This window comes from Sporolactobacillus sp. PKPK-6 (assembly GCF_056678885.1).
The window spans coordinates 916,389-939,346 of sequence record NZ_JBWXPA010000001.1 but is presented as its reverse complement, the minus strand read 5'-3'; the positions used below and the strand labels follow the sequence as shown (position 1 = coordinate 939,346).

At 43.6% G+C, this 22,958-nt stretch carries 24 protein-coding genes, 1 pseudogene and 1 riboswitch; of the genes and pseudogenes, 18 read left to right on the top strand and 7 right to left on the bottom strand.

From position 1 onward, the window contains the following. Positions 1-12 precede the first annotated feature (12 nt). The gene (locus tag AC1MBV_RS04525) at positions 13-753 is read right to left on the bottom strand and encodes a WecB/TagA/CpsF family glycosyltransferase (protein WP_480947625.1); all 741 of its coding nucleotides are present in this window, start codon (positions 751-753) and stop codon (positions 13-15) included. 303 nt (positions 754-1,056) lie between these two features. Between AC1MBV_RS04525 and AC1MBV_RS04520 the strand changes: the two genes are divergently transcribed. Then, on the top strand, positions 1,057-2,112 hold the full coding sequence (locus AC1MBV_RS04520; protein WP_480947624.1) for a glycosyltransferase family 4 protein: 1,056 nt from the start codon (positions 1,057-1,059) through the stop codon (positions 2,110-2,112). Between the two features lie 276 nt (positions 2,113-2,388). Next, the gene (locus tag AC1MBV_RS04515) at positions 2,389-3,201 is read left to right on the top strand and encodes a hypothetical protein (protein ID WP_480947623.1); all 813 of its coding nucleotides are present in this window, start codon (positions 2,389-2,391) and stop codon (positions 3,199-3,201) included. 281 nt (positions 3,202-3,482) lie between these two features. Here the strand turns inward: AC1MBV_RS04515 and AC1MBV_RS04510 are convergent, their stop codons facing one another. Beyond that, positions 3,483-4,634 carry an LCP family protein gene (locus AC1MBV_RS04510; protein ID WP_255747503.1) on the bottom strand — a complete coding sequence of 384 codons (1,152 nt, stop codon included), beginning with the start codon at positions 4,632-4,634 and terminating at the stop codon, positions 3,483-3,485. Between the two features lie 244 nt (positions 4,635-4,878). Next, a complete protein-coding gene (locus tag AC1MBV_RS04505; protein WP_255747502.1) occupies positions 4,879-5,544 on the bottom strand; it encodes a YigZ family protein in 666 nt (221 codons plus the stop codon). Between the two features lie 458 nt (positions 5,545-6,002). Here AC1MBV_RS04505 and AC1MBV_RS04500 point away from each other — a divergent pair, with 458 nt between their 5' ends. The 4 genes from AC1MBV_RS04500 (at position 6,003) to AC1MBV_RS04485 (ending at position 10,633) form a co-directional block, all read left to right on the top strand. Further along, positions 6,003-7,178 carry a sensor histidine kinase gene (locus tag AC1MBV_RS04500; RefSeq protein ID WP_255747501.1) on the top strand — a complete coding sequence of 392 codons (1,176 nt, stop codon included), beginning with the start codon at positions 6,003-6,005 and terminating at the stop codon, positions 7,176-7,178. 193 nt (positions 7,179-7,371) lie between these two features. Then, complete coding sequence (locus AC1MBV_RS04495) at positions 7,372-8,112, top strand: response regulator (protein ID WP_255747694.1); 741 nt, start codon at positions 7,372-7,374, stop codon at positions 8,110-8,112. A 311-nt stretch (positions 8,113-8,423) separates the two neighbouring features. Next, positions 8,424-9,869, top strand: a complete 1,446-nt coding sequence (locus AC1MBV_RS04490; protein WP_480947622.1) for an ATP-dependent helicase ComFA — start codon at positions 8,424-8,426, stop codon at positions 9,867-9,869. Then, a complete protein-coding gene (locus AC1MBV_RS04485; RefSeq protein WP_255747497.1) occupies positions 9,869-10,633 on the top strand; it encodes a ComF family protein in 765 nt (254 codons plus the stop codon). The genes AC1MBV_RS04490 and AC1MBV_RS04485 overlap by 1 nt, the downstream gene beginning before the upstream one ends. A gap of 34 nt (positions 10,634-10,667) precedes the next feature. Here AC1MBV_RS04485 and AC1MBV_RS04480 read toward each other — a convergent pair whose 3' ends face one another. After that, on the bottom strand, positions 10,668-11,438 hold the full coding sequence (locus AC1MBV_RS04480; protein ID WP_480947621.1) for a C39 family peptidase: 771 nt from the start codon (positions 11,436-11,438) through the stop codon (positions 10,668-10,670). A gap of 267 nt (positions 11,439-11,705) precedes the next feature. Here AC1MBV_RS04480 and AC1MBV_RS04475 point away from each other — a divergent pair, with 267 nt between their 5' ends. From AC1MBV_RS04475 to AC1MBV_RS04420, 12 genes and pseudogenes are all read left to right on the top strand, one after another. Next, a complete protein-coding gene (locus AC1MBV_RS04475) occupies positions 11,706-12,092 on the top strand; it encodes a TIGR03826 family flagellar region protein (protein ID WP_255747495.1) in 387 nt (128 codons plus the stop codon). A 128-nt stretch (positions 12,093-12,220) separates the two neighbouring features. Beyond that, positions 12,221-12,487, top strand: a complete 267-nt coding sequence (flgM, locus tag AC1MBV_RS04470; protein WP_255747493.1) for a flagellar biosynthesis anti-sigma factor FlgM — start codon at positions 12,221-12,223, stop codon at positions 12,485-12,487. Between the two features lie 29 nt (positions 12,488-12,516). After that, complete coding sequence (locus AC1MBV_RS04465; protein ID WP_480947620.1) at positions 12,517-13,008, top strand: flagellar protein FlgN; 492 nt, start codon at positions 12,517-12,519, stop codon at positions 13,006-13,008. Positions 13,009-13,030: 22 nt separating this feature from the next. Then, a complete protein-coding gene (flgK, locus tag AC1MBV_RS04460; protein WP_480947619.1) occupies positions 13,031-14,548 on the top strand; it encodes a flagellar hook-associated protein FlgK in 1,518 nt (505 codons plus the stop codon). A gap of 6 nt (positions 14,549-14,554) precedes the next feature. Beyond that, entirely contained in the window at positions 14,555-15,451 is an 897-nt protein-coding gene (gene flgL, locus AC1MBV_RS04455; RefSeq protein WP_480947618.1) for a flagellar hook-associated protein FlgL, read from the top strand. 24 nt (positions 15,452-15,475) lie between these two features. After that, the gene (locus tag AC1MBV_RS04450) at positions 15,476-16,069 is read left to right on the top strand and encodes a DUF6470 family protein (RefSeq protein ID WP_255747485.1); all 594 of its coding nucleotides are present in this window, start codon (positions 15,476-15,478) and stop codon (positions 16,067-16,069) included. Between the two features lie 3 nt (positions 16,070-16,072). Then, positions 16,073-16,516, top strand: coding sequence for a flagellar assembly protein FliW (fliW, locus tag AC1MBV_RS04445; protein WP_255747483.1), 444 nt, complete (start codon positions 16,073-16,075; stop codon positions 16,514-16,516). A 3-nt stretch (positions 16,517-16,519) separates the two neighbouring features. Continuing rightward, a complete protein-coding gene (gene csrA / locus AC1MBV_RS04440; RefSeq protein WP_480947616.1) occupies positions 16,520-16,759 on the top strand; it encodes a carbon storage regulator CsrA in 240 nt (79 codons plus the stop codon). A gap of 210 nt (positions 16,760-16,969) precedes the next feature. Continuing rightward, positions 16,970-17,052, top strand: a riboswitch (cyclic di-GMP riboswitch). Between the two features lie 197 nt (positions 17,053-17,249). Then, positions 17,250-17,843 (top strand): annotated as a pseudogene (locus AC1MBV_RS04435) (EAL domain-containing protein); the annotation flags it as partial. A 12-nt stretch (positions 17,844-17,855) separates the two neighbouring features. Further along, entirely contained in the window at positions 17,856-18,428 is a 573-nt protein-coding gene (locus AC1MBV_RS04430) for a PilZ domain-containing protein (protein ID WP_255747480.1), read from the top strand. Between the two features lie 182 nt (positions 18,429-18,610). After that, positions 18,611-18,886: a LysR family transcriptional regulator gene (locus tag AC1MBV_RS04425; RefSeq protein WP_370645958.1), complete on the top strand. Its 276-nt coding sequence runs from the start codon at positions 18,611-18,613 to the stop codon at positions 18,884-18,886. A gap of 288 nt (positions 18,887-19,174) precedes the next feature. Next, on the top strand, positions 19,175-19,513 hold the full coding sequence (locus AC1MBV_RS04420; protein ID WP_255747478.1) for a hypothetical protein: 339 nt from the start codon (positions 19,175-19,177) through the stop codon (positions 19,511-19,513). A 60-nt stretch (positions 19,514-19,573) separates the two neighbouring features. Here the strand turns inward: AC1MBV_RS04420 and AC1MBV_RS04415 are convergent, their stop codons facing one another. The 3 genes from AC1MBV_RS04415 to AC1MBV_RS04405 all read right to left on the bottom strand — a co-directional run bounded on the left by AC1MBV_RS04415 (position 19,574) and on the right by AC1MBV_RS04405 (position 22,928). Continuing rightward, positions 19,574-20,440 carry an aldose epimerase family protein gene (locus AC1MBV_RS04415; RefSeq protein WP_255747476.1) on the bottom strand — a complete coding sequence of 289 codons (867 nt, stop codon included), beginning with the start codon at positions 20,438-20,440 and terminating at the stop codon, positions 19,574-19,576. A gap of 167 nt (positions 20,441-20,607) precedes the next feature. Beyond that, the gene (locus AC1MBV_RS04410) at positions 20,608-21,978 is read right to left on the bottom strand and encodes a dipeptidase (RefSeq protein WP_480947613.1); all 1,371 of its coding nucleotides are present in this window, start codon (positions 21,976-21,978) and stop codon (positions 20,608-20,610) included. A gap of 170 nt (positions 21,979-22,148) precedes the next feature. Then, a complete protein-coding gene (locus tag AC1MBV_RS04405; protein ID WP_480947612.1) occupies positions 22,149-22,928 on the bottom strand; it encodes a hypothetical protein in 780 nt (259 codons plus the stop codon). Between the last annotated feature and the right edge of the window lie 30 nt (positions 22,929-22,958).

Genomic DNA, 22,958 nt, shown 5'->3' with positions numbered 1-22,958 from the left:
AACGGTATCATTTTAGTGATTATGCTTCCATTTAAGCCAAATGATTTTCGAAAAAAATTGGGCATGTCCGACCACATTGCGCTTCCACATTCTTCGCGGTTCCAGTGCCATGCGGAACAGCCATTCAAGATTCAGCTTCCGCATGATTTTCGGCGCCCTCGGCTTTACTCCGGATGCGAAATCAATAAAACCGCCAACGGCGATTCGAGCTAACGGTTCAAGAGATTCGGAGTTGCGGTCAATAAATTTTTCCTGCAGAGGCATGCCCATACCAACAAGTAAAATATCCGCATCCGATTGATTAATCGTTGCAACCATCTCTGATTCTGATGAAAAATAGCCGTCATGAGTACCGGCAATGACTAAATTCGGCAACTGTTCAGTAAGCTTTTGAGCAGCAGTCTGAGCGATATGCTGCGAAGACCCGAGCAAATACACCGACCAATGGTTCTCAGCGCATTTTTGCAGCAGCAGGGGAATAAGATCCGTTCCATTTAAATTTTCTTCAAGGGAGACGCCCCAAAGCTTTGCTCCTAATTTGATTCCGATGCCATCGTTAAGCAAGTAATCTGCACGATTAAGAACCTCGTTATAATTGCGGTCTTTTTGAGCAATATTATAGCCGTGGTCATTTAGAAAATATAAGTTCATGGGTTTACGATCCATAATGCGGTCAGTAAATACATCCGTAAATTCCTTTTTTGTGTGAAATTCATTCATACAAATCGTACCAACTTGCTTTTTTTCATTCATAAATTGATCCCATCCTTAAAATAAGTGAAGCAATCATATTCATTTTGCCTTTTTTGCTATTTTTTTAATCCTATTAGAGATTCCAACTGTTACTTTGAATCATCAAAAAAATACCGAATTTGATGCGTAGGGCTTCTAATATTGTAAACTAATTTTAACGGATTGTGTTGTTTGTTTAGATATCGTAAAGTTACCAGTGGTATTGTCTTTACAATGTGGTATAATTCCGTATAAGAAAGCTTAAAAGATTGCTATCTTGTTGGACACGAATCCGAATTTATTGATAAGGGCGGGGCTGAAACGATGGTCTATGTGACGTTCTTGATTTGTTTTCTTGCTGCGGTTGCTGTAACACCTCTTGTTAGGAAACTGGCGATTCGCATTGGCGCGACCGATCTTCCGAACGCCCGCAAAGTACACAAAAAAATAATGCCGCGAATGGGCGGCTTGGCTATTTATTTAGCTTTTATTATCGGTATGCTGATCATGTGGCCGGACAGCAGTTTTACATTGCCGCTGATTATCGGCAGTGTGATTATCATTATTACAGGCGTACTTGATGACATGTATTCGCTGTCGCCAAGGGTAAAGATTGTGGCCCACTTTTTTGCTGCTTTAGTAATTGTCAACAGCGGGATCAGTGTCACATTTATTAATCTTCCGTTTAACGGCGTGCTGCATTTGTACTGGCTCAGTATTCCACTGACCTTGCTATGGATCATGGGCATTACGAACGCGATCAACCTAATTGACGGTCTTGATGGTTTGGCTGTCGGCGTATCGAGCATTGTGCTTTTAACGATCGCCGGACTATCACTGACAGAAGGAAACTTTTTCGTTTTTACGGTGAGCGCGATCCTGCTTGGAAGTACGCTGGGCTTCTTGCCTTATAATTTTCATCCGGCGAAGATTTTCATGGGAGACACCGGCAGCTATTTTCTTGGATATATTATTTCCGTTCTTGCGTTGCTCGGATTTAAAAATGTGACTTTGTTTTCACTCGTTGTACCAATCATTCTCTTAGCGGTTCCGATTTCCGATACGTTATTCGCAATCATCCGTCGATTGGTAAATAGAAAGCCGTTAACAGCACCGGACAAGTCACACCTTCATCACTGTCTGCTTCGCTACGGGTTTACCCAAAGCCAGACTGTGGTTCTTATTTACGGGATGAGCGCGATGTTTGCTTTAGCGGCAATCCTGTTCTCGACATCAACTTTGCTCGGTTCGTTGCTTATAATCGTCAGTGTCATGCTCGTGATTGAGCTGGTTGTTGAAGGTGTTGGCCTCGTGAGTGCGAATTACAAGCCGCTGTTGAACACATATAAGCGTCTGCTCAGCATGGCTAAAGTAAAATAAGAAAAATAGATTAAAAAATGGAGCGGTTCATATGAGCCGCTCCATTTTTTTAAAAGCTTGTATTTTTAAGTGCAACACTTAGAAAATTAAAGGACTCATTGCTGAGTCTTCTCTGTAAAATAGGGTTTGCGAGAAATAACTGAAAACAACGGAAAACCGCAAAGAAGTTTGGTTCATGCGTTATAATGAGTCAAAATAAGAGAATATCGCACAGTCCCCGAGCTGAACCGGGAGTTAGATTAGGTTCAAAACTTATTAGACGAAGAGGATATAGATATGAACAAATGGATCAAATTATTCATGGTTTCAGTCCTTGCCGTAGCGAGCTTATTGACTATAACATCATGCAATACAGCAACAATTAAAGTGGGTTACACGCCTTTAAAGACTGCCGAATCCACTCGTAACGTGGTTGCTACAGGTAAATACGCCCTTTATACGAAACCCGGCACGGTAAAAGGGGCTAAACTAGTGGCTTCCAAGAACCAAATGGAAAAATTTGCTTCTTATACTCGTGCAGATGCTGACTATCACGAGTTTCGTCGGAAGAACCCGGCTTATAAGGGTTCAACTTATTATTTCCGTGCCTACGGTTATAAGGTAACCCACACCGGTTCCGTTTATTATCGTGTCGTGACGATGAATGGTAAATATCGGGGGTACGTCTATGGGGGCAAAAAAGTCGGTTCATTTGCTGGCGGAGTTAAAAGAGCAGCGACTACCCAAGCCACAACAATTCCTGCTAACTTTAAGGATTACGTCGGGGTTGTCATTCCAGGTACTGTTTGGAATTATCCTCCCTACACGCAATACAAGACTAAGAGATTAGGTAAAGTAAACTGGACCATTCCAAGTCTGGCTAAATTTAAAGTCATTAAGGCTGTAAAACGGACTCGTGAACAAGATATTTACTACTACCTTGAACCTCAAAATAGCCCAGCACCTCCAAATTTTCCATTTCTTACTCCGTCAGGAGTTCGGATTAATAAAAAATCTCAATATATCCAAGTACCTTCAGGTTGGGTCAGTAGCCGTTACGTTATTTCTTACAGTGAAGTTGAAAGCAATGAAGGCATTATTGATAATTGATCACTCTAATGCGTCATTACATGTTACTCATCAATGATCAAATAAAAATGAAGTTGCTTCATAAATAGTCAAGTTTCAGAATTAAAAGATGGATCATTAATTTTGAATGTAGTGCTCCAAAGGGACAGGGCAGTTCGAGAATGTGTCAAAATGAGCCCAATAAATGAGTCTAAGGAAAGTGGTAGGGTAGAAATTGGAACTATGCATCATTCAATTTAAAGAGGCTGTCATAGTCAACTTCTTGACTATGACAGCCTCTTTAATAAGTGGTCTTTATTTTATTATTGATTACTGCTCGTACCATCGGATGATTCATCGACCAATCCGGAGCTATCGGAGGCACCACTGCTGCTTGATGTACCGGACGTTGCTGATCCGCTGCTTCCGGAATCACTGCTGCTGTCGCTGCTTTCCGCTGTTGATTCATAATTTAATTGCTGTTTAAGATCAGAGCGAACTTTATTTAAATAGTCATCATCTAAGGCAAAATAGTATACTCCGGAGCTCATATCGTCTGTACCCTTCAGCTGAAGTGATTTGATTTCAGAAAGAGAGCCCGCATATTGACGTAGGCTGAGCAATTGTCCGAACGTCAAGTTTGTTTCAAAATTCTTATCGAGTGAATCAATGACTTTACTGTATTTAGTTACAGAAGAAAGCTTTGCACTTTTCTTCACGATTGCTTCAATCATCGCCATCTGACGTCTGCCGCGGCCGAAGTCTCCTCCTGCCCCCGGCGACTTGCGGTTACGAACGAGAGACAGAGCCTGTTCACCGTTAAGCAGCTGTTTTCCGGGCTTCAGGACAATGGCGTCTTTACCGGTTTTATCTTCGCTGTTCTGTGTGCGAAGCGCGACTGGGACATTCATTTCAACACCGCCAAGGGCATTAATGATCTTAACGAACGCAGCGAAGTCCACTTGGACATAATAGTCAACCGGAACCTGGAATAAATTCTCAACGGTAGCAATCGTGTAATCCGCGCCTTGGTTGTTATTGGCGTCGCCATAAGCATGTGCATGTGTAATTTTAGAAATGCCGTAATCGCGCGTGTGCGTCGGATCTATGATCTGAACTTTCGAATCACGCGGAATGCTCACCATATGCACCTCATTCGTTGAGTGATTGAAGGTGGCTAAAACAAGGGCATCGGAGCGGCTTGGCTCATTCTTTCGTTTATCAATTCCCATAAATAATATGGAAAAATCATCCTTTACGGGGTCAACTTTTTCTGCGCGAAGATCAGATTTATTGCCTCGTGTAAGTTTATTTTGTGCATGGCTTGTTACATTTTCAAGTTTTTTCGTTAAGTAATAGCCATATGCTACGCCGCTTCCGACTAGAATGAGAAGAACAGCTGATATGATTATAATTATTGTTTTGCGTTTTCCATGTTTTTTCTTCTTGTAGTTTTCTGATCTGCTCAATGCCATCTTCGACGTATTCTCCTTCAGGTTTTCAGTCTTTCACAGATAGGTGCACGTTTCATTCATTTTTTTCTACGCAATTCTCATTGTATAGGCCAATTGTCATGTTTTTTTACAATAGCTTTATTTTACCTAAGTCTTTCTGTTCCATCAATGTTAAATCCGCGTTTTTTCGGCAAAATTCGCAAATCGGAACTAAAGAAGGCTGAATGCCTGTTTTCTGTTCGCTAACAACAGGATGAAGCAGAACTTAATCATTATTTGAAAGCTCACCTGGGTTTGGAAGTTTCTCCTGTAAGTACAATTCATGTGATTTATCGGTTTCTGCCTGGCCGTTTGTCAAATCGGTCACCCAATTCAAAAATGCTGGACCGTCATCCTGATTTGTGTACAAATCGAAACTGACCTTGTCACTATAGCGTATATTCTTAATGATGTATGCGGATTCGCGTAATTTATTTTCCAATGTGCCGCTCAAGTGATAATCAACAGTCACAATCCACTGATAGGAAGGGACCTGTTTTACAACCTCCGCAGCATTGAGCCCGGCACTTGTTGCATGGGCATATGCCCGGATTAATCCGCCGGCACCGAGTTTAATGCCACCGAAATAACGAGTGACCACAACCAGCACATTACAAATGCCGCGTCGCTTTAATACATCAAGAATCGGAACACCTGCAGTTCCGCTCGGTTCACCGTCGTCGCTTGCCTTTTGAATTTCTTGCTTCTTTCCTATGATATAAGCAAAACAATTATGATTGGCTTTCCAATGTTCCTTGCGCACGTTTTGAATCAATTGTTCCGCATCGGTCTCGCTTTCTACCGGATGAACGGCACAAATAAATCGAGAACGCTTGATCTCAGTTTCAATCAGAGCGGCTTTCCCGACTGTAACATAAGCTGTTAATGTCATTTTCGGCTCCTTTCATTTAATCCTTTGAATCGATGCCGTAGCTGTCTTTTCATCTGTTTAGGATTTTGCTGCTGGTTAAGGAGACGGACTATGTCATTCACTCGATCAAAGTGAACCAGGAGCATATAATGATACACTTTTACATTCGACAAACAACGACACGGTTGCGTCCGTCATTAAAGAAATGCCATGAAAATCGAGAAAAGGTACATAGAGATATGGTAATATTTGCACTTGTCATTTGTTTATCAGTAAGAAAGAATGGGTATAGACACTTTTAAAAGAAATTATATATGAAATTGATTGATTGTGCTTTACTGTTTCCTATATTATGAAATTAATTATATGGGACAAAGAAGATTGAGTCGTGAATTAGTGCATAATACCTATATGCAGATAGGTACAAGGTGGCTAGCACGTTCGTAGTGGTTCGGCTACATTTGTTATGGAGGGAAATTATGTCAACCAGCAGACCAATCAAGACAGAGCTTGATGTCAAGCATCTTGATAAAATTATCAATAGCATGATTGATAATGTGAGCGACAGCAAATCTCAGATTTTCGAGATCGGCGAGGAATCGCGAAAAGAGCATGACGCGCTGGTTAAAGAACTCCAACTTGTAAAGCAAGAGTTAAGAGGAATCATTGATCGAAGCGACACACTCGAGATTGAAGCACGAAAATCGAGAGGCCATTTAGCTGAGATCAGCAGAGCTTTTAATCAGTACGGGGAGGAAGACATCCGCCACGCCTATGAAACGGCGAATTCCATTCAAAACGATCTGTCAATTGTTCGTGAGATGGAACGGCAGATGAAGAAAAGACGTGACGAGCTTGAACGACGCTTGATTCAATTAAAGGCGACCATTCACAAAGCGGAAAGCTTGGTCGGGCAAGTTACGGTTGTATTGAATTACTTGACGAGCGATCTGAAGCAAGTGGGCGACGTCATCGCCAGCGCAAGGGAGCAGCGCGCATTTGGGCTGAAAGTCATTGAAGCACTAGAAGAAGAAAGAAAAAGACTTTCTCGTGAAATTCATGACGGACCCGCCCAGACACTTGCACAGGTGCTGCTTGGTCTCGATGTGGTCGAACGTGTCGGGCAAAAAGAAGGAATGGCGGCATCGCACGAGGAATTGCAAAAGTACAGGGTCATGGTACAAGGCGCCTTGGCCGAGGTTCGTAGGATCATTTATGATCTTCGTCCAATGAGCCTTGACGACCTTGGGCTTGTGCCGACACTGCAGAAATACCTTCACCGAGTGAACAGCGATTATCCTTCTCTAAGTATCCATTTTGATCGTATGGGGAAGGAGAAAAGACTGCAATCTAGAATTGAAGCCGCTTTATTCAGGTTAATTCAGGAAGCGGTTCAGAATGCCTGTATTCATGCGGATCCATCGCACATCAGTATTAGAATTGAATATAGAGAAAATAAAGTACTCATTCTAATTACGGATAATGGCACAGGATTTGATCAGTCAGTGAAGAAAGAAGGAAGTTACGGGCTGATCGGCATGAAGGAACGCGCCGAATTATTGGATGGTGAATTGATTATTCACTCAGAAATCGGGCAGGGAACCAAAGTGCTCATCAACATACCGATTCAGCAGGAAGACATGCTTAGCGAGTAACACAGCAGAAGTGGCGGATAGGGCGAGTCCCAAACCCTATCCGCATGGCTACAGTGAAAAAAGAGAGGTGAAAAACTGTTGCGGCACGGGATATGCGAATAACGACTGTTCTCTTTAGGGTTGTGAATCTAGCATTTTTTCTTATTATCTGGCAGCCTTTATTATAACGAGAGACATGCACCTAAAGATGAGCATGAATGAAATCGTTTGCTTAGCAACAGAAATAATCGTGACAAATGTGCGACCGAAAGTGACAACGATTGCTTTGATTGACGATCACCGCCTTTTTCGTGAAGGCGTCAAAAGAATTTTGGATATGGAAAGCGATTTTGAAGTGGTAGCCGAAGGTGATGACGGCAGTACCGCTGAAAAACTGATTGAGGAATCGGATCCCGATGTTGTGTTGATGGATATTAATATGCCGAAATTGAATGGTGTTGAAGCAACGAGACAGCTGATTAAAAATCATCCTGGTCTTAAAGTCATCATTCTTTCGATTCATGATGATGAAAGCTATGTTACCCATGTGTTGAAATCCGGTGCACTTGGCTATTTACTGAAGGAAATGGATGCAGATTCGATGATTGAGGCCGTTCGGATTGTTGCACAAGGCGGTGCTTACATTCATCCGAAGGTAACCCATAACCTTGTTAACGAATTCAGAAGGCTCGCAACTCAGGGCTATTCCACAGAGCTTTCCGGCTTCCGCGATCTTGAATACCGGCCGCCGCTACATATCTTGACTCATCGTGAATGCGAGGTATTGCAGCTGATGGCAGACGGCAAGAGTAACCGAGCGATCGGTGAACATCTCTACATCAGTGAAAAAACGGTGAAGAATCACGTAAGCAACATTCTTCAAAAGATGAGTGTAGAGGATCGTACGCAGGCCGTTGTCGAAGCGATTAAGAACGGTTGGGTAAAAATATATTAAGAAGAAAAACGAGAGCCGTTCGCGGTTCTCGTTTTTTTAATAAAGGCGATGTAGGTGTTTAAAAAATTTTATGATCTTGAAGGATATATGGGCAGCTGCTGTCGAAATAGTAATCTAGCGATTTAATTTTCCAAATAAGATTTACTGCCGCCTTTCATTCTATCTGTACCCAAAGTACCTCATCAACACAGCATCTTTTCCACTATGCATTTCAAATTTATTTTTTTCCACTAACAAAACATCTGATTTTAGCTGCTTCGTCACTCGGTCATTTGTCATCCCTCATTTACTCTCCGAAAGAAGGTTTGTCTATGCTCTTGCTTTCCCGCAGTAAAGGTTTGCTCCTGAATGATTATTCCGATGTTCAGCATGCATTGCACGGTAGAGAGTTTCGTGCTGAAGAACTCCCATTTCCTGAAAAAGTGATTAAAGACTATGTGAAGAGCGGCCATGTTACTGTCCGTCCGGGGATTGTACCGCTTAATGAAAGTATCTTTGATTTGCTGACCGGCCGAAAAAAATGGTTGTGCGCTCGTTGCGGCAATCGTGATCAAGAAACGTTTGCAACGTGCACGTGCGGCCGCTGTCAGAAAAAGTGCGTCTACTGCCGTCACTGTTTGACGATGGGAATCGTGCGGTCATGTACTAAACTGGTGACTTGGTGCGGTCCTGAACCTGCATTAAATCATCGGTTTATTCATCAGAATACCCACCTATGTGCGTGGAACGGTACATTGTCTGATGAACAGAGTATGGCTGCCGAAGCACTGAATCAGACACTTCAGATTGGCAAATCATTTCTTGTCTGGGCTGTCGCCGGGTCCGGCAAGACGGAAATGATTTATCCGGCCATTGAACATCAGTTGATGAATGGCCGGCGTGTTGTGCTGGCAACGCCGAGAACTGACGTCGTCCGTGAGCTTCTGCCGCGAATGCGTGCGGCTTTCCCGGATGTTCCGATCAGCGGGCTCTACGCAGGTAGCCAAGAATCAAACCCGAATGCACCGCTCGTTGTGTCGACTGCCCATCAATTGATCCGTTATTCTAATTGCTTTGATTGCATCTTTATCGATGAAGTCGATGCATTTCCTTATCATTTTGATCCGATGCTGGAATTCGCCGTTCGAAAGGCAGCTAAGCCGGGTGCTCCGATCGCCTATTTATCAGCAACACCGCCTGCCGATTTGACGAATGATTACGCATCAGGAAAATTGCGAGGTGTCATGCTCGCTAGACGCTATCACGGGCATCCGCTGCCCGAGCCGCGCTTTCAATGGATCGGCAACTGGATGCAGATGATTCGCAAAGGGCAGATGCCGTCATTGCTTTGCGAATGGTTGAGCGAAAAAATAAATCAAAAACGACAAGTATTTGTGTTCGTTCCCTCTGTTACGTTAGCTCGCGATTTAACAGAGCTTTTGCAGCGATGCGGTTTTGAAAGGACAGCAGGTGTTCATGCTGAAGATCCGCATCGCCATAACAAGGTCAGCGATTTTCGCGAAGGAAAAATCAATATTTTGGTTACGACAACTATTCTTGAGCGCGGTGTGACTGTTCCGGGTGTCGAGGTTTGCGTGGTTGGAGCTGATGATCCTGTATTTGATGACCGCGCGCTTGTTCAGATTTCAGGACGTGTCGGAAGATCGGCTGAATCTCCAACCGGTGATGTTCTTTTTTTTCATAATGGCAAGACACTGGCGATGATTCGCGCACGCAAACAAATTGAGCATATGAATCAGATCGGGGGCTTTCATTGATGCGCTGTCTGTTTTGCGGTGCGGATCAGCCTGAGGTGTTGACTTTTCGCACACTGCTTTTAGCAGAGGACAAAACCGGGTTTTGTCGTTCGTGCAGAGAACAACTGGCACCAATTGCTGTTCAAAACAGCTGCCAATTATGCGGCAGAGATCTTTCGATACTTGATCCGAAATTGGTGCATGAACATATCTGTTATGACTGCACGCAATGGAAAAAGAGCGGCAGAAACGGTTTATACGAAAAAAATTATGCAGCTTATCACTACAATGCATTCATCAAAGATATTTTGAATCAATTCAAGTTTCGCGGGGATTCAGTATTAGCAGATGGGTTTGCGGATGAAATGAAGAAAATCTTTCGGAGGATAAAGAAGGAACAACGATTGAAGAATTCCTTCAGTTTATTTCGTCCACATGATGAAGAGTACGTTCTTGTGCCCATACCGCTCAGCATGAAACGGCTTGCGGAGCGGGGATTTAATCAGGCAGAAGTGCTGGCCGAGACACTTGATATGCCGATCCTAAACGCACTCACTCGGGTAAAACATGAACCAAAACAAAGTAAGAAAACGCGCAGCGAACGATTGTTGATGCGTGAGACACCTTTTCATCTGGAAAATGAGTATGTATCATTTATCTTGGGGAAAAAGGTTTTGTTGATTGACGACATCTACACGACCGGAGCAACGATGCGCTTGGCTGCCCACGCACTGACAAAGGGGAATCCATTGAGAGTGGATTCTCTTGCACTGATCCACGGATAAAAAAACTTCGCATCGAAGCACTGCGAAGTATGGTTCAGAATAGAGATGATTTTCGATAGCTGATTGCCTGACTGCCCATTTGTTCCCAAGCCTTTATGAATGATGCGCGGTTCGCAATCGTATCTTTTTTTCTGAGCGGATCATTAATAATAATTTTATTCTGATCGTAGCCCGTAACCAGCACTGCATGTTCCTGATTTGTTACTTTAGCTGTACCCCCACTTGTGCGCCAATAGTGAAAATAATTCTTCGAGAGCGGCTTAAAGGTTACATTCGTGATTACGACTACTGGAATACCATCATTTAATTGTGAAAGTACTGAGTCGAATGATTTGCCGCTTAAGTCAATAATACGGCTGGGAAGGTAACGGCGTCCAAGTAGTGCGAGCGGTTCATGATACACGCCGTATCCTCGTTTTGTGGCATCTTCCATGCTGCCGACAAAGCCCACGTCCGGATCTCCGAATTGCTGATTTTGATAATAGGGCACACGTTTGATTTCATGAGCCAGTTCCATTTTTCCTACTTGGATGCCTGCTTTCTGCAGCAGCATCGCCAATGAAGTAACCTCACAGCCCCGTGGCAATTCCGGTTTTTGAAGAATAAATGGGGCATCGATGCGAACGGAATGTTTCCTCGGTTGTCCGGTTGTCTCGTTTTTAATCTGTTCTGCTTCATAGGAAACATCGGATATCCACCTTTTCCCGATTGATCGGTTTCCAGGTGAATAAAGCACAAAGAGCAGTGCTGCAAGCACGATGTCAAAAGCAAGAAACCAGCTTAACCAATGCTTTTTAAAGCGCAATATGCGATCTCCTTTCGATTCAAGATTGTTTGCCGCATCGTATCGGTTGTGCTGCATTTAGCTTATTTGATTTGTGAACGCATTTTTGCATTGTCTTATAGCATGAGGTAATGGCAGTGCTTTGTTAGTGTACCACCATATCCGTAGCCTTTTCGGCTTAATTTGTAACAGTTCCGCTAAAATTTACCGACTTCATGCCGATAATAAGAGCAGACGAAACAAGCAGCGTTCTTACGGCTCTTAGTTGTTATGCAAGGAGGAATTGAATTGCCGGAACTCGAAAATTGTAAAGGATGCGGAAAACTTTTTGTACGCGTATCTTCACCCTATTGTCGGGACTGCTTAAATGAACAGGAAAAGCAGTTTGACACAGTCTACAGCTATATACGCAAACAAGAAAACAGAATGTCCACGGTGACACAAGTTCATGAAGCAACAGATGTTGATCTTGATTGGATTTATCAATGGATTCGTGAGGGCAGACTAAAAACGGCTGTTTTTCCCAACCTTGGCTATCCATGCCGATCATGCGGGCGAACGATACAAAACGGTACCTTATGCGAGCATTGCCGCAAAAAGCTGGAACGCGATATGCAGCAGGAACATATTGATGATTCGCAGACCAATTTCAAAGGCAAGACCTATCATACGTGAAGGGAAAGGAATAGAAGTTAAAGAATTTCTCTGTATTGCCGATATAAAGTATGAACAGACAGAGAAAGAGACAATGTAAATAAAAATGATAATGATACGGCAAATTCCTCTGAGATGAGGTGAATTCATTGAAAATAAATGGTTACCAACCGGTACAATCATACACGAATAATTATCAGACAGCGAAGCTCGGCGAACAGCAAACGGCTGCATCCAAGACAAATGATAAAGTAGAAATTTCCAGTGCGGCGAAACGTTTGCAAGGTACGCAGAAGCTGGACGAAGCCAGGCAGGATAAAATTGAGCAATTAAAATCGCAAATTGAGAACGGAACTTACCATGTTCCGGCAAAAAGTATTGCGGAAAAAATGTACGGATTCTGGAACAGGCAGTAAGGGAATTTGGTAACGAGGAGTGAAGAAGCTTGTCTGCTGAGTGCATGGAACGAATAGTCAAAACAATGATCAGTCAGCATGATGCGCTTTGCAAACTTGCTGATCGTAAATGCGAAGCGATTAAGAATGGAGACGCGCAGACGGTGAGCGCAATCACGAAGGAAGAAGCTCCATTCGTTGATGAACTGGGCAGGCTTGAGAAGAAACGTATTGCCGCGATTCAATCTGATTTAGGCGGCACACGCTCTGAAGCAACATTTTCAGAATGGGAACAAGCGATTATTCCTGAGGATGAGCAGGAAAAGTGGCAACACCTTTACCTGGATTTGGCAAAGAGCGTGTACACGCTTAAACAGGCAAATACGTTAAATCAGGAACTTCTTCGTGATTCTTTGCTGTGGGTTAAGCTGAATATCGGCTTGCTGAAGCCAAAAACGCGCACATTGAATAACTATCAGAATCCAAGAGGCGGACAATCTCCGTCATCCGTCTTCAGCGGACGTATTGATTCTCGGACATAATTTAAGACGGAGGTGCTAACCGGTGATCCCGATTTTTTCCAGCTTAAACATGATGCAGCGAGCGCTGCAGGTCACACAGTCAGCCATTCAAACAACAGGAAATAATATATCGAATTCGAATACAGACGGCTATTCGCGTCAACGCGTCAATCTGGCAACATGGCTCTCTTATCCGGGTATCGGCATTAACGCCGATCGAAGTGCAGGTCAATTGGGGACCGGAGTGAATGACGAAGCAGTTGTTCGTATCCGTGATCAATTTGTAGATCTTCAAGTCAGGGATAGTTCCAACCAGAACGGCTATTGGAGTGCGCTGAACGATGCGTACAGCCAAATGGAAGATATCGTGAATGAGCCGACCGATACTGGTATTTCATCTGAGCTAGACAGCTTTTGGCAGTCTTTGCAGGATTTAGCCAACAATTCCTCGACAAGCGGGACAGGAACGGTTGTTTTAGAGGATGGTGCGGCATTGGCTGATACCTTTAATTACATCGCTGTGTCATTAGGAAAGGTTCAAAATAATTTAAATCAGCAAATTACAGCGAACACGGATCTTGTTAATAATTATGCTGATCAAATCAACGCGCTCAATCAGGAAATTAACAAGCAGGAAGCGAACGGCTTTCTAGCGAATGACTTATATGATGAGCGAGACGCATTGACAGATAAAATCGCTCAGCTGGTTAATATAAAAGTCAGCAAAGACCCAAGCGGCGGCAATCCGTCACCGCTCGCCGAAGGAAAGTATACCATTGAAATTGTTGATGCAAATGGCAACTCTTATGAGCCAAAGGCAACTTTGGTCGATGGCGCGGCACTGACGAATAATCATCTGAAAGCAGATATCGATACAACGGATACATCGAACCCAAAAGTTACGATATCCATGATGCAATCGGATGACACGACTCCGGTATCCACAGGCACACTGACTAATTTTTCCGGAAAACTACAAGGCCAAATTGATGCCTACACTAACGATTATCCGAGTGTATTAAAAAGTTTGGACAATATGGCGAATACGTTGGCAACGGAGTTTAACAACGCCTATAAGGATACAGCGGGATATAAAGCAGACACGAAAGGCGTCTTTTTTCTCGGTAGCGGAACGGACAACGATGCGGGTACGGTGACAGCATTAAACCTTCATGTAAACAGCAAGTTAAGCGGAAGTGACATTACATCGGCAAATTCAGGTATGCCAAGCGGCGACAACAGCGGAGCAACTGCGATGGCTGATGTGATCGCATCCAATAAGTTCGCAATTGATCCCAATGGTGAAGAAATGACCCTGAAAAATTATTTGCAAGGTTTGGTTGGTCAAATCGGAGTGAACGCTCAATCAGCGGATCAATTCACGAGCAGTTCGCAAACGATACTTGATGCAGCAACAAATCGACGATCATCCATCAGCGGGGTATCCATTGACGAAGAACTCACAAATTTAATCCAATTTCAACATTCGTATGCTGCAGCTGCAAAAGTCGTAACGACACTGGATACAATGTTGGATACATTAATCAATAAAATGGGGTGATATTGGATGCGGGTAACACAAAGTATGATGTCCAATAGTTTACTGAAAAATATCTCCAGTGGCTACAGCCAACTGGCCGATTATCAGAATCAATTGTCGACCGGGAAAAAAATCACGCGTGCATCCCAAGATCCGGTGGTTGCCACGATGGGTATATCTTACCGTACGGATGTCAGTCATGTAGAGCAATACCAGAAAAATGTTACGAATGCCTATAAGTGGCTGGACAGTTCCGACGACGCACTGCAACAGGTCAATGATGTACTTAACCGTATTCGTGAGTTGACAAATGAAGCGAGTACTGATACTTATACAGCAGATCAGCGTGCGGCTGCAGGTGTGGAAGTGGATCAACTGACCCAGCAGCTGGTTACTTTGGGGAATACACAGGTTGGCGGCCAGTATATTTTCAGCGGCAGTGATTCCGCAAACCCATTACTTACTCAAGCATCCAATGGAACAGTAACGATTAACAATTTGGCACAGAAAAATCCTGATTTCAATGTTGCGGTGAACGACGGTATTCAGATGACGATTAATGTGAGTCCGGACTCGGTTTTCAATGATCAGCTTTTTAAAGATTTAAATCAATTGAAAACGGATTTAACTGAAGGCACAGCGACAGCCAGTCAGATCAGCGCACATTTAACGGAAATTGACACACATTTGGATGAAGTTGCCAGTGCCCAGGCGGATCTGGGGGCGAAAACCAACCGAATTGATATGGTGCAAAATCGTCTTGCTGATCAAAAGACAGTTGCAACGAAAATCATGTCCAATAATGAAGATGCAGATTATGCAGAAACCATTGTGAAATTAAATCAACAGCAAAACGTTTACAATGCATCGCTTTCCGTCGGTGCGAAAATCATCCAAACGTCCCTTGTCGACTTTTTAAATTAATAAATATGCAGGTAGGACGATGACATGGCTAAAATTCTTCCGCATGTAGAAATGAGACAAGTTTTCGGCAGAGTGTCAGTAAGTACACAAAATGCGACGCAAACGATCCGCCAACCAAAGGCAGAACAATCCATACAACAGCCAAAAGCGGACATGACGATTGACCGAGAACCGGCACATGTGCAGATTGATCAGTCAGCCGGATGGCATAATCTTGATCTGAAATCGGCAAGAGTACGTATTGCCGAGGCGGCAGATGCCGGCAAGCAGGCGGTACTTGATGGAATCGCACGCCATTCTCAAGAAGGAGACGAGCTTCTGCATATCGAGCGCAATAGGGGAAGAAATCTGTTTGCGAAGCAGGCTGCCGATAATGTGAATGCAGCAGTCATTGGTACACGTTACAGTACAGGCAACACACCTGCATCCCAAGCGGTCACTTATGATGTGACACCCGCAACTTTGCAGGTGAATTGGCAAATTCATGCACCAATGATTCAAGCGACCATTAGTGCGCCGGAATATAGTTATCAGCCAGGACAGGTTAACATTTCCATGGAGCACTATCCATCACTTGATATTCAGGCGGTCGGCATTTTTATTGATGAGAAAGGATAACGAATGGTTATGATCATCCAAACAAAGTATTTTGGCGAACAGGAAATCAAAGAAACAGATATTATAGCGTTCTCGTCGGGGCTTCCCGGATTTGCACACGACCATCGGTTCATTATTCAGCCATTTGGCGAAACCTTCTCCATCCTTCAGTCGGCAGACGATGCAGAGGTCGCATTCATTGTTACCTCACCTTTTTACTATTTTGAGAATTACAGCATTGATCTGCCCGACCATTTTGTAGAACAGCTCGAGATTCGTTCGCAGGAGGACGTGGCCGTTTGGGTAATCGTCAGCGTACGCAATCCTTTTTCTGATTCCACGGTTAATTTAAATGCACCGGTCATCATTAATGTAAATAAAAAAGTTGGCAAGCAGTATATACCCGAGCAATCCGATTACTCTCTTCGAATGCCACTTACCGCGCAGCTCCAGGAAAAGAGGGTGTAACCGATGCTCATTTTGACCCGAAAGCTTGGCGAGTCGATACGTATCGGTGATGATATTGAAGTGAAAATCGTAGCGGTATCCGGTGATCAAATAAAATTGGGAATCACGGCACCACGCGAAGTTGACGTGAATCGCGGCGAGATCTACGAAGCAATTCGCAAAGAAAATAATTCCGCGGCAACCAGCAAACTCCCCGCGGACATTCTGAACACAATGAAATCAATGAAGAAGAAGGATCATTAAATAGACGCGGGCAACCGTGTTTTTTATTTGGATTTCTTTAATGAGAAAATCGTATGTAAAGTGATAAAATTCAATTTGAAAAACAGCATAATAACGATTACATGTACCTTAATGATTGAAAAATTTTATATAAAGGTGAAAAAAGGTCAAAAGGTCTTGAATCTTTATCCCCGCTGTGCAAAAATGTTCATACATTAAAAAAACTATTTTCAATCGAAATGGCACACCTATTGAAAAATAGGGTCGCAAAGCCACGGGCCTACGGTTCATGCTATGGCAGCCGGGTTACCGAAAGGGAAGCAATGATCGTTCTACTCCCACATTTATTTCGGTGCGCCGTTTTGAAGTCAAAAAGGGGCGAGTGAATCATGTGGCTTTTTTATTATCTCAGGAAAGAAAATTTTTTTCATCATTATCAACCGATTGTCAATCTGCAAACAAAAGAAATTGAAGGGTATGAAGCACTTTTTCGCTCAAAGGTTTTTCTAAACCCGGAACGAGCATACCGACTGGCAATCAGGAAAAAAAGCTCTTTGAATTTGATGCACATTCAATAAGAAAGGCACTGTGTACCTTCGTCAAGGACGGACCTGCTCAAAAAGGCAGAAAACTGTTTATTAATGTTTACCCATCAACGATTCTTCATCCGAATTTTGCTACGTTTATTCTTCGGCTCATTGATCAGTGCTCCATTCCTGCTAGCCAGATTGTGTTGGAAATCGTCGAACATGAGATGATAACAGATTTTATCAAACTTACACAAGCTTTGAAAGCTTTGAGAAAAACGGGAATCTTAATTGCGGTCGACGATTTTGGTAAAGGGATTGACAACATTAATCGAACAATCGAAATTGATGCTGATTATATAAAATTAGATCGCTATTTCTCAATTGGTTTAAGCAAGTCAAATAAGAAACAGGCCTACGTCGAATTTCTTGTTCATTACTGTAATCGGTTCGATGTAAAGCTGATTTTTGAAGGGTTGGAGACCGAAAGCGACATTGATTGTGCGCAAGTGCTTGGCGTTTCGTATGCACAGGGTTTCGCTATTGGTAAGCCGCAGCCTATTTCTCAATCTATATAAGGTGATGTACCTATGTCAGAAAACGCAATTATAGTTCTTGGTGCCGGAATTGAAGGTATTTTCCTGCTCGCTGTTCTCTTTGCATTCATTATGTACTACAACAATATTTTGAAGAGAGATCGCTTGCTCATTACGGATCTTAGGAAAAAGATTTACAAAAAAAGCGAATTTGATCGTGAAAAGGAACCAAAAGAACGCCGCCGTCACTACCGCATTGAACTGAACGGAGAAAAGTGTACGGTACGTGTCCTTGATTTTGGCGAACAGACTCTGCAAGGTTTGAATAATAAATCAATTGACGTGGAAATGCTTGATCTTAGTGTAAGCGGAATGAAAATTAAATGCGGAATTGATTTTCCCATTAAGGAAGAGGTTCATGTATTTCTGTCCTTTGCCAAAGAGGATGGCACGATCATTCATGTTAGAGGCGAAGTGATGAGAAAGGAAACAAAACATGGATGTCCAACAGTAAATTATGGTATTCAGTTTGTGAATCCAAGTGCCAAGGAAGAGACGGAAATTCAATCTTATATGAATCAAAAAGAATTGTCAAAAAAGCTTTTGAACTCTGCAATCAGCCGCTGATTTACGGATGACAAAGGATTGGTAATAATTTGAGAAGCCTCCAATTGATTTTTAGAGGATTCTTTTTATCAAAAAACTAAATTATCCGAAATATCAGTGCAATGATGATGTTTGCGTCAATGAACAACTGCCATGGTCTTTATTCAGACGCTGTGGCGTGAGAGAAAGGAAAGTGATGACCATTGACCATTGATCAAATCGAAACATTCCTCGCAGTTGTCAGACATAATGGATTCCGTCATGCTTCGTGTGCACTCTTTTTAACCCAACCTTCTGTTCGTACACGAATTAAAAACTTCGAAAAGGAATTAAATGTGCCTCTGTTCATTCACACCGACCGCACAATTAGTTTGTATGAGAATGGAAAAATACTTTTACCGTACGCAGAAGGCATTACTCGACTGTGTCATGAAGCGAGAGCCGAGCTTGCAAAAATATGCACGATGCATCCTATATGAAATAAATCTTTGACAGATTGAGCAGTTCACGTTAAAATAAGAAAAATTAATTGATGCACAAATACAATGTGTCGTGCCCCGACATAATGGGGCAAAGCGCCTGCTTATTTTTCAAACAATTGTAAAGTGTAACAAAAAAGCGACTTTTTTAATAAAATGGACAAAACACACTTTTTTCGGAAGGAATGAACAGTCCATCGTCACATTTAAGATCCATTGTTGCATAAGCCATGCAACAGGATGAAAAATGGAAACAAGTGGGCTGTTATAAAAAGGAGGATGCAACACGTGATGAATCATCCGAATGACGCCAAAGTCGATGACTATCTGGACCTGTATCTCTTCGCTGCGAAAATCAAGGATCATGAATGGCAAAAGGAAATAAAAAATAGTTTGGCAGCTTTTGTAAAGGCAACAGCTGACCGTGATCGCCAGAGAGCAAGTGACTTGCGTGTCCAGCTCGGTTATGTCAATCGCAGAATTCTCGGCCTGTATCAACAATTGCGTAAACGCAATGTCGAGCTTACCGAAGGAATAACCAATGAGCTGTACGCGCTAAAGCAGCGCAGACTGGAATTGGAAGCGGAGCTTAGCCAAATTAGAGAGCAGAAGCGCCGCATCAGCTAAATGAGCAACCGATTGAAAAGGCCGCCCCATAATGGAGCGGCCTTTTTTTAATTCTTCACCTTATCGGTCACTAAGTCGGATTGCAATGCTCAGTTCCAATGGTTCGTCAGGTGTTACCATGAGCAAATCGTCTTTCTTTTCATTTAATGTGTTGGTAAGCGCGGTCCATGGTTCGACACACACGAATGGCTGATTGCCTTCAACCCATAAAACGGTGTAGCGATAGCGTGGATCCTGGCTGATCACGATTTTTTTCGTCGCGTTGAAATCAAAGACCAGTTGCGGGTCACCACTGTTCAGCAGTACGACAGACTCTTTTAGTCCCTTCATATTGATCTCACCGTTGAATGGCTTGGTTTCATGATCATTGTAATCCAAATAGCTGACTGCCTTGCTTTTTAGATGAAGCTGTTGATCTGTCATTTTAAAATATGGATGATAGCCCGGGTAGACGGGCATGGATTCACTTGAAAGGTTGTTGATGGTTTGACTGATCGTCAATTCACCGTCCGACAGTGTGTATGTGAGCACAGCCTCGAAATCGAATGGATAGGAGTTACGCGTATCTTCTGAACTATGGAAAGCGATCTTCAGCGCTGAGTGGTTGGAATCAGCGGATTGATCTGCGACTTTCCAAGCTCTGGTGCGTGCCAGTCCGTGGTTGTCCATGGAATAAGCAACGCCTTCCCATTCATAGGATTTATTGGTTAATTGCCCGGCGATCGGGAAGAGAACCGGAATACCACCGCGCACATTTTTGCTCGTGTCAAAAAGCGTGGCTTCGTTCATGAACAGGACGTCTTCGCCATTCGTATGGAAAGCGGTCACCATACCGCCGCGTTCCGGACAGATATCTATGTAAGAAATCCCGTCTGTTAGTCGAAAGAAATGCAAGCCTTGTTGATCAAATTCTTTAACCTGATACATGTCAATCCCTCGATTTATTGTTTTATGAACGACTGGAAAACTCTGCCGCCCTACATAACTACTCTATCAAAATTTTAATACGCTTACATCAATTTTGTGAAAAAAATAACAAAAAATTAAAAAGCCGCTGGGCCAACAAACTCAGCAGCTTTGTTCCTATAATTTTTTTATTCTTTAGCCAATTCCTGCAAGAGAAGGCAGTATGCTTTTTGAATACGTGTGAAACTGCTTAAACGGTAGAATTCATTCGGTGCATGTGGACGTTCATCATCCTGCGAACCGCCAAGCGACAACGTTTCTGCTCCGAGTACTTCTTTGAACAGGCTGGTCACCGGAACCGATCCGCCTGCCCATTGGCGCTTGACCGGGTGACCCGTCATTTCTTCCAATACGTGTTCGAGTTTTTTTAGCGCAGGATCATTGCCAGGAACGCGGTATGGAGGCGTACCGTGCTCGTCTTCAACTGTAACTTCTACCGAACGGAAGGTGTGCGCTTTGATATGCTGCTCAAACAACGCTTGAATTTTTTTCGGATCCTGATCCGGCACGAGCCGCGCGGTGATCTTGGCGTGTGCTTCACATGGAATGACTGTCTTGCCGCCGGCACCCTGGTAACCGCCCCATATACCGTTGACTTCTAACGTAGGACGTGCAACTCCACGTTCCATTGGCGTGAATTCCGGTTCGCCATAGAATTCTTTGAAGCCGACACTTTCACGCATTGCATCCGGAAAAGCATCGAAATTGGCGATCTGCTTCTTCTCATCATCCGTAAGCGGACGCACTTGATCATAAAATCCATCGATCAAAATGCGTCCATCCTCATCACGCATCGAATCAAGAATCCGAACCAATTCATGGATCGCGTTTGGAGCAATACCGCCGCCGAATCCCGAATGCATGTCCATGGCAGCAGTCTTCACGTTGATTTGTGCCGAAAATACACCGCGTACGCCTGTTCCGACGGTTGGCTGTTCCTCAGTGCCGACACCGCTGTCGGCACTGACCACAAGATCACAGGCAAGCAGATCTTTGTGTGCATCAAGGAAACCACTGAACGAACGGCTGCCGATTTCTTCTTCGCCTTCAAATAAAAATTTAATGTTAATCGGAAGCACGCCATCTGTTTGCAGCAGAGCTTCGCAAGCGACAATCGGCAAAAGCAGATTTCCCTTCATATCAGTAGCAGCACGGGCAAATACCTTGCCATCATCAATAATTGGTTCAAACGGATCGGAATCCCATAATTCCAGCGGCTCCGCCGGCTGAACATCGAAATGTCCGTAAACCAGTACCGTCGGCTTTCCTTCAGCATGCAGCCAGTCACCATAAACCACCGGATGTCCGCCGGTTTCCAATGTTTGTACATGCTCAATCCCTGCCTTTTTCAAACGCTCGCCAACCCATTTGGCAGCCGCGCGCACATCCTTCGCATAGGCAGGATCTGCCGAAATACTCGGAATACGAAGCAAGTCAAACAATTCCTCGATAAAACGGTCTTGATTTTCATCCAAATACACATTCCATTTGCTAGACATGATGATCCAACTCCTGCTGTCAAAATTGAGCGATTCTTGCTCGTATTATTATCGTGAGAACTGTTTAAAAGTAAATCTATTATTAGTTTAGTTTATTCTGACAACAGTGTAAATCCCAGAGATATAGGAGTGTGAAAAAACAGGTGACCAAAGTCACCTGTACTGAGGCATTATTTTCGATGATCCTGTGAATGCTCTGCACTGCCGATTTGTTTCAGCTCAATTAAATCCTGCTCGAACAGATCAGGATTGTCGGTCAAACCTGCCGCAAGTTCCTTCTGCAAACGACGCGCCATCGGTTTCATTGTGGCATAGGTGATTCCGCCGGCTAGTGCGCCTCCTAAGACCGGAACGATTTTCGATACACCGCGAGCGAATGTTCCTTTTGTTATCTTCGCACCGAAGAAGGTAGCAACTTTGCGAATCAGCGGATAATAAATTGTTTGTTCCAGTGCTTTCTGTGGGATGCGTTCGAGTGCGCGAGCAGAAAGCTTGGACGACAGCACACGCAGCAATGCACCCGTACCGCTGACTCCGAGCATCGCACCAAGATAGAGAATCAATGTTTCACGTCCTTTTTTTGTCGCGATCTCTTGATTGCTCCATAATTCTTCTCGTCCGTAGAGATAGCCGAGCTCCTGCGCGAGACGCAATGCCATCGCATAGAACTGCGTCGTATCGGCGGGAATCGTTGCCGCGATAGCCAAACCGCCTGGAATGCCCGCGGCAAACGACATCGCTGAGCTTCGCAACGTCGCATTTTGAATCAGCTGTGCTGCTTGTTTCTCAAGTTCAGCTTGTCCAAAATAGCTTGCAGGTCCGATCTCAATCAGCCGTTCCGTATCCTCTTTTGGGAACGACCGTCTGAAGAATTCTTCACGATTAATCTTCAATCCCGGCATCTTCAAAATTACGTCTAGAATGGTATGCGTAAGCTTCGTTGTCTGCATCGTTTGCTCCTTGTGTATGGCCTGCGTTCA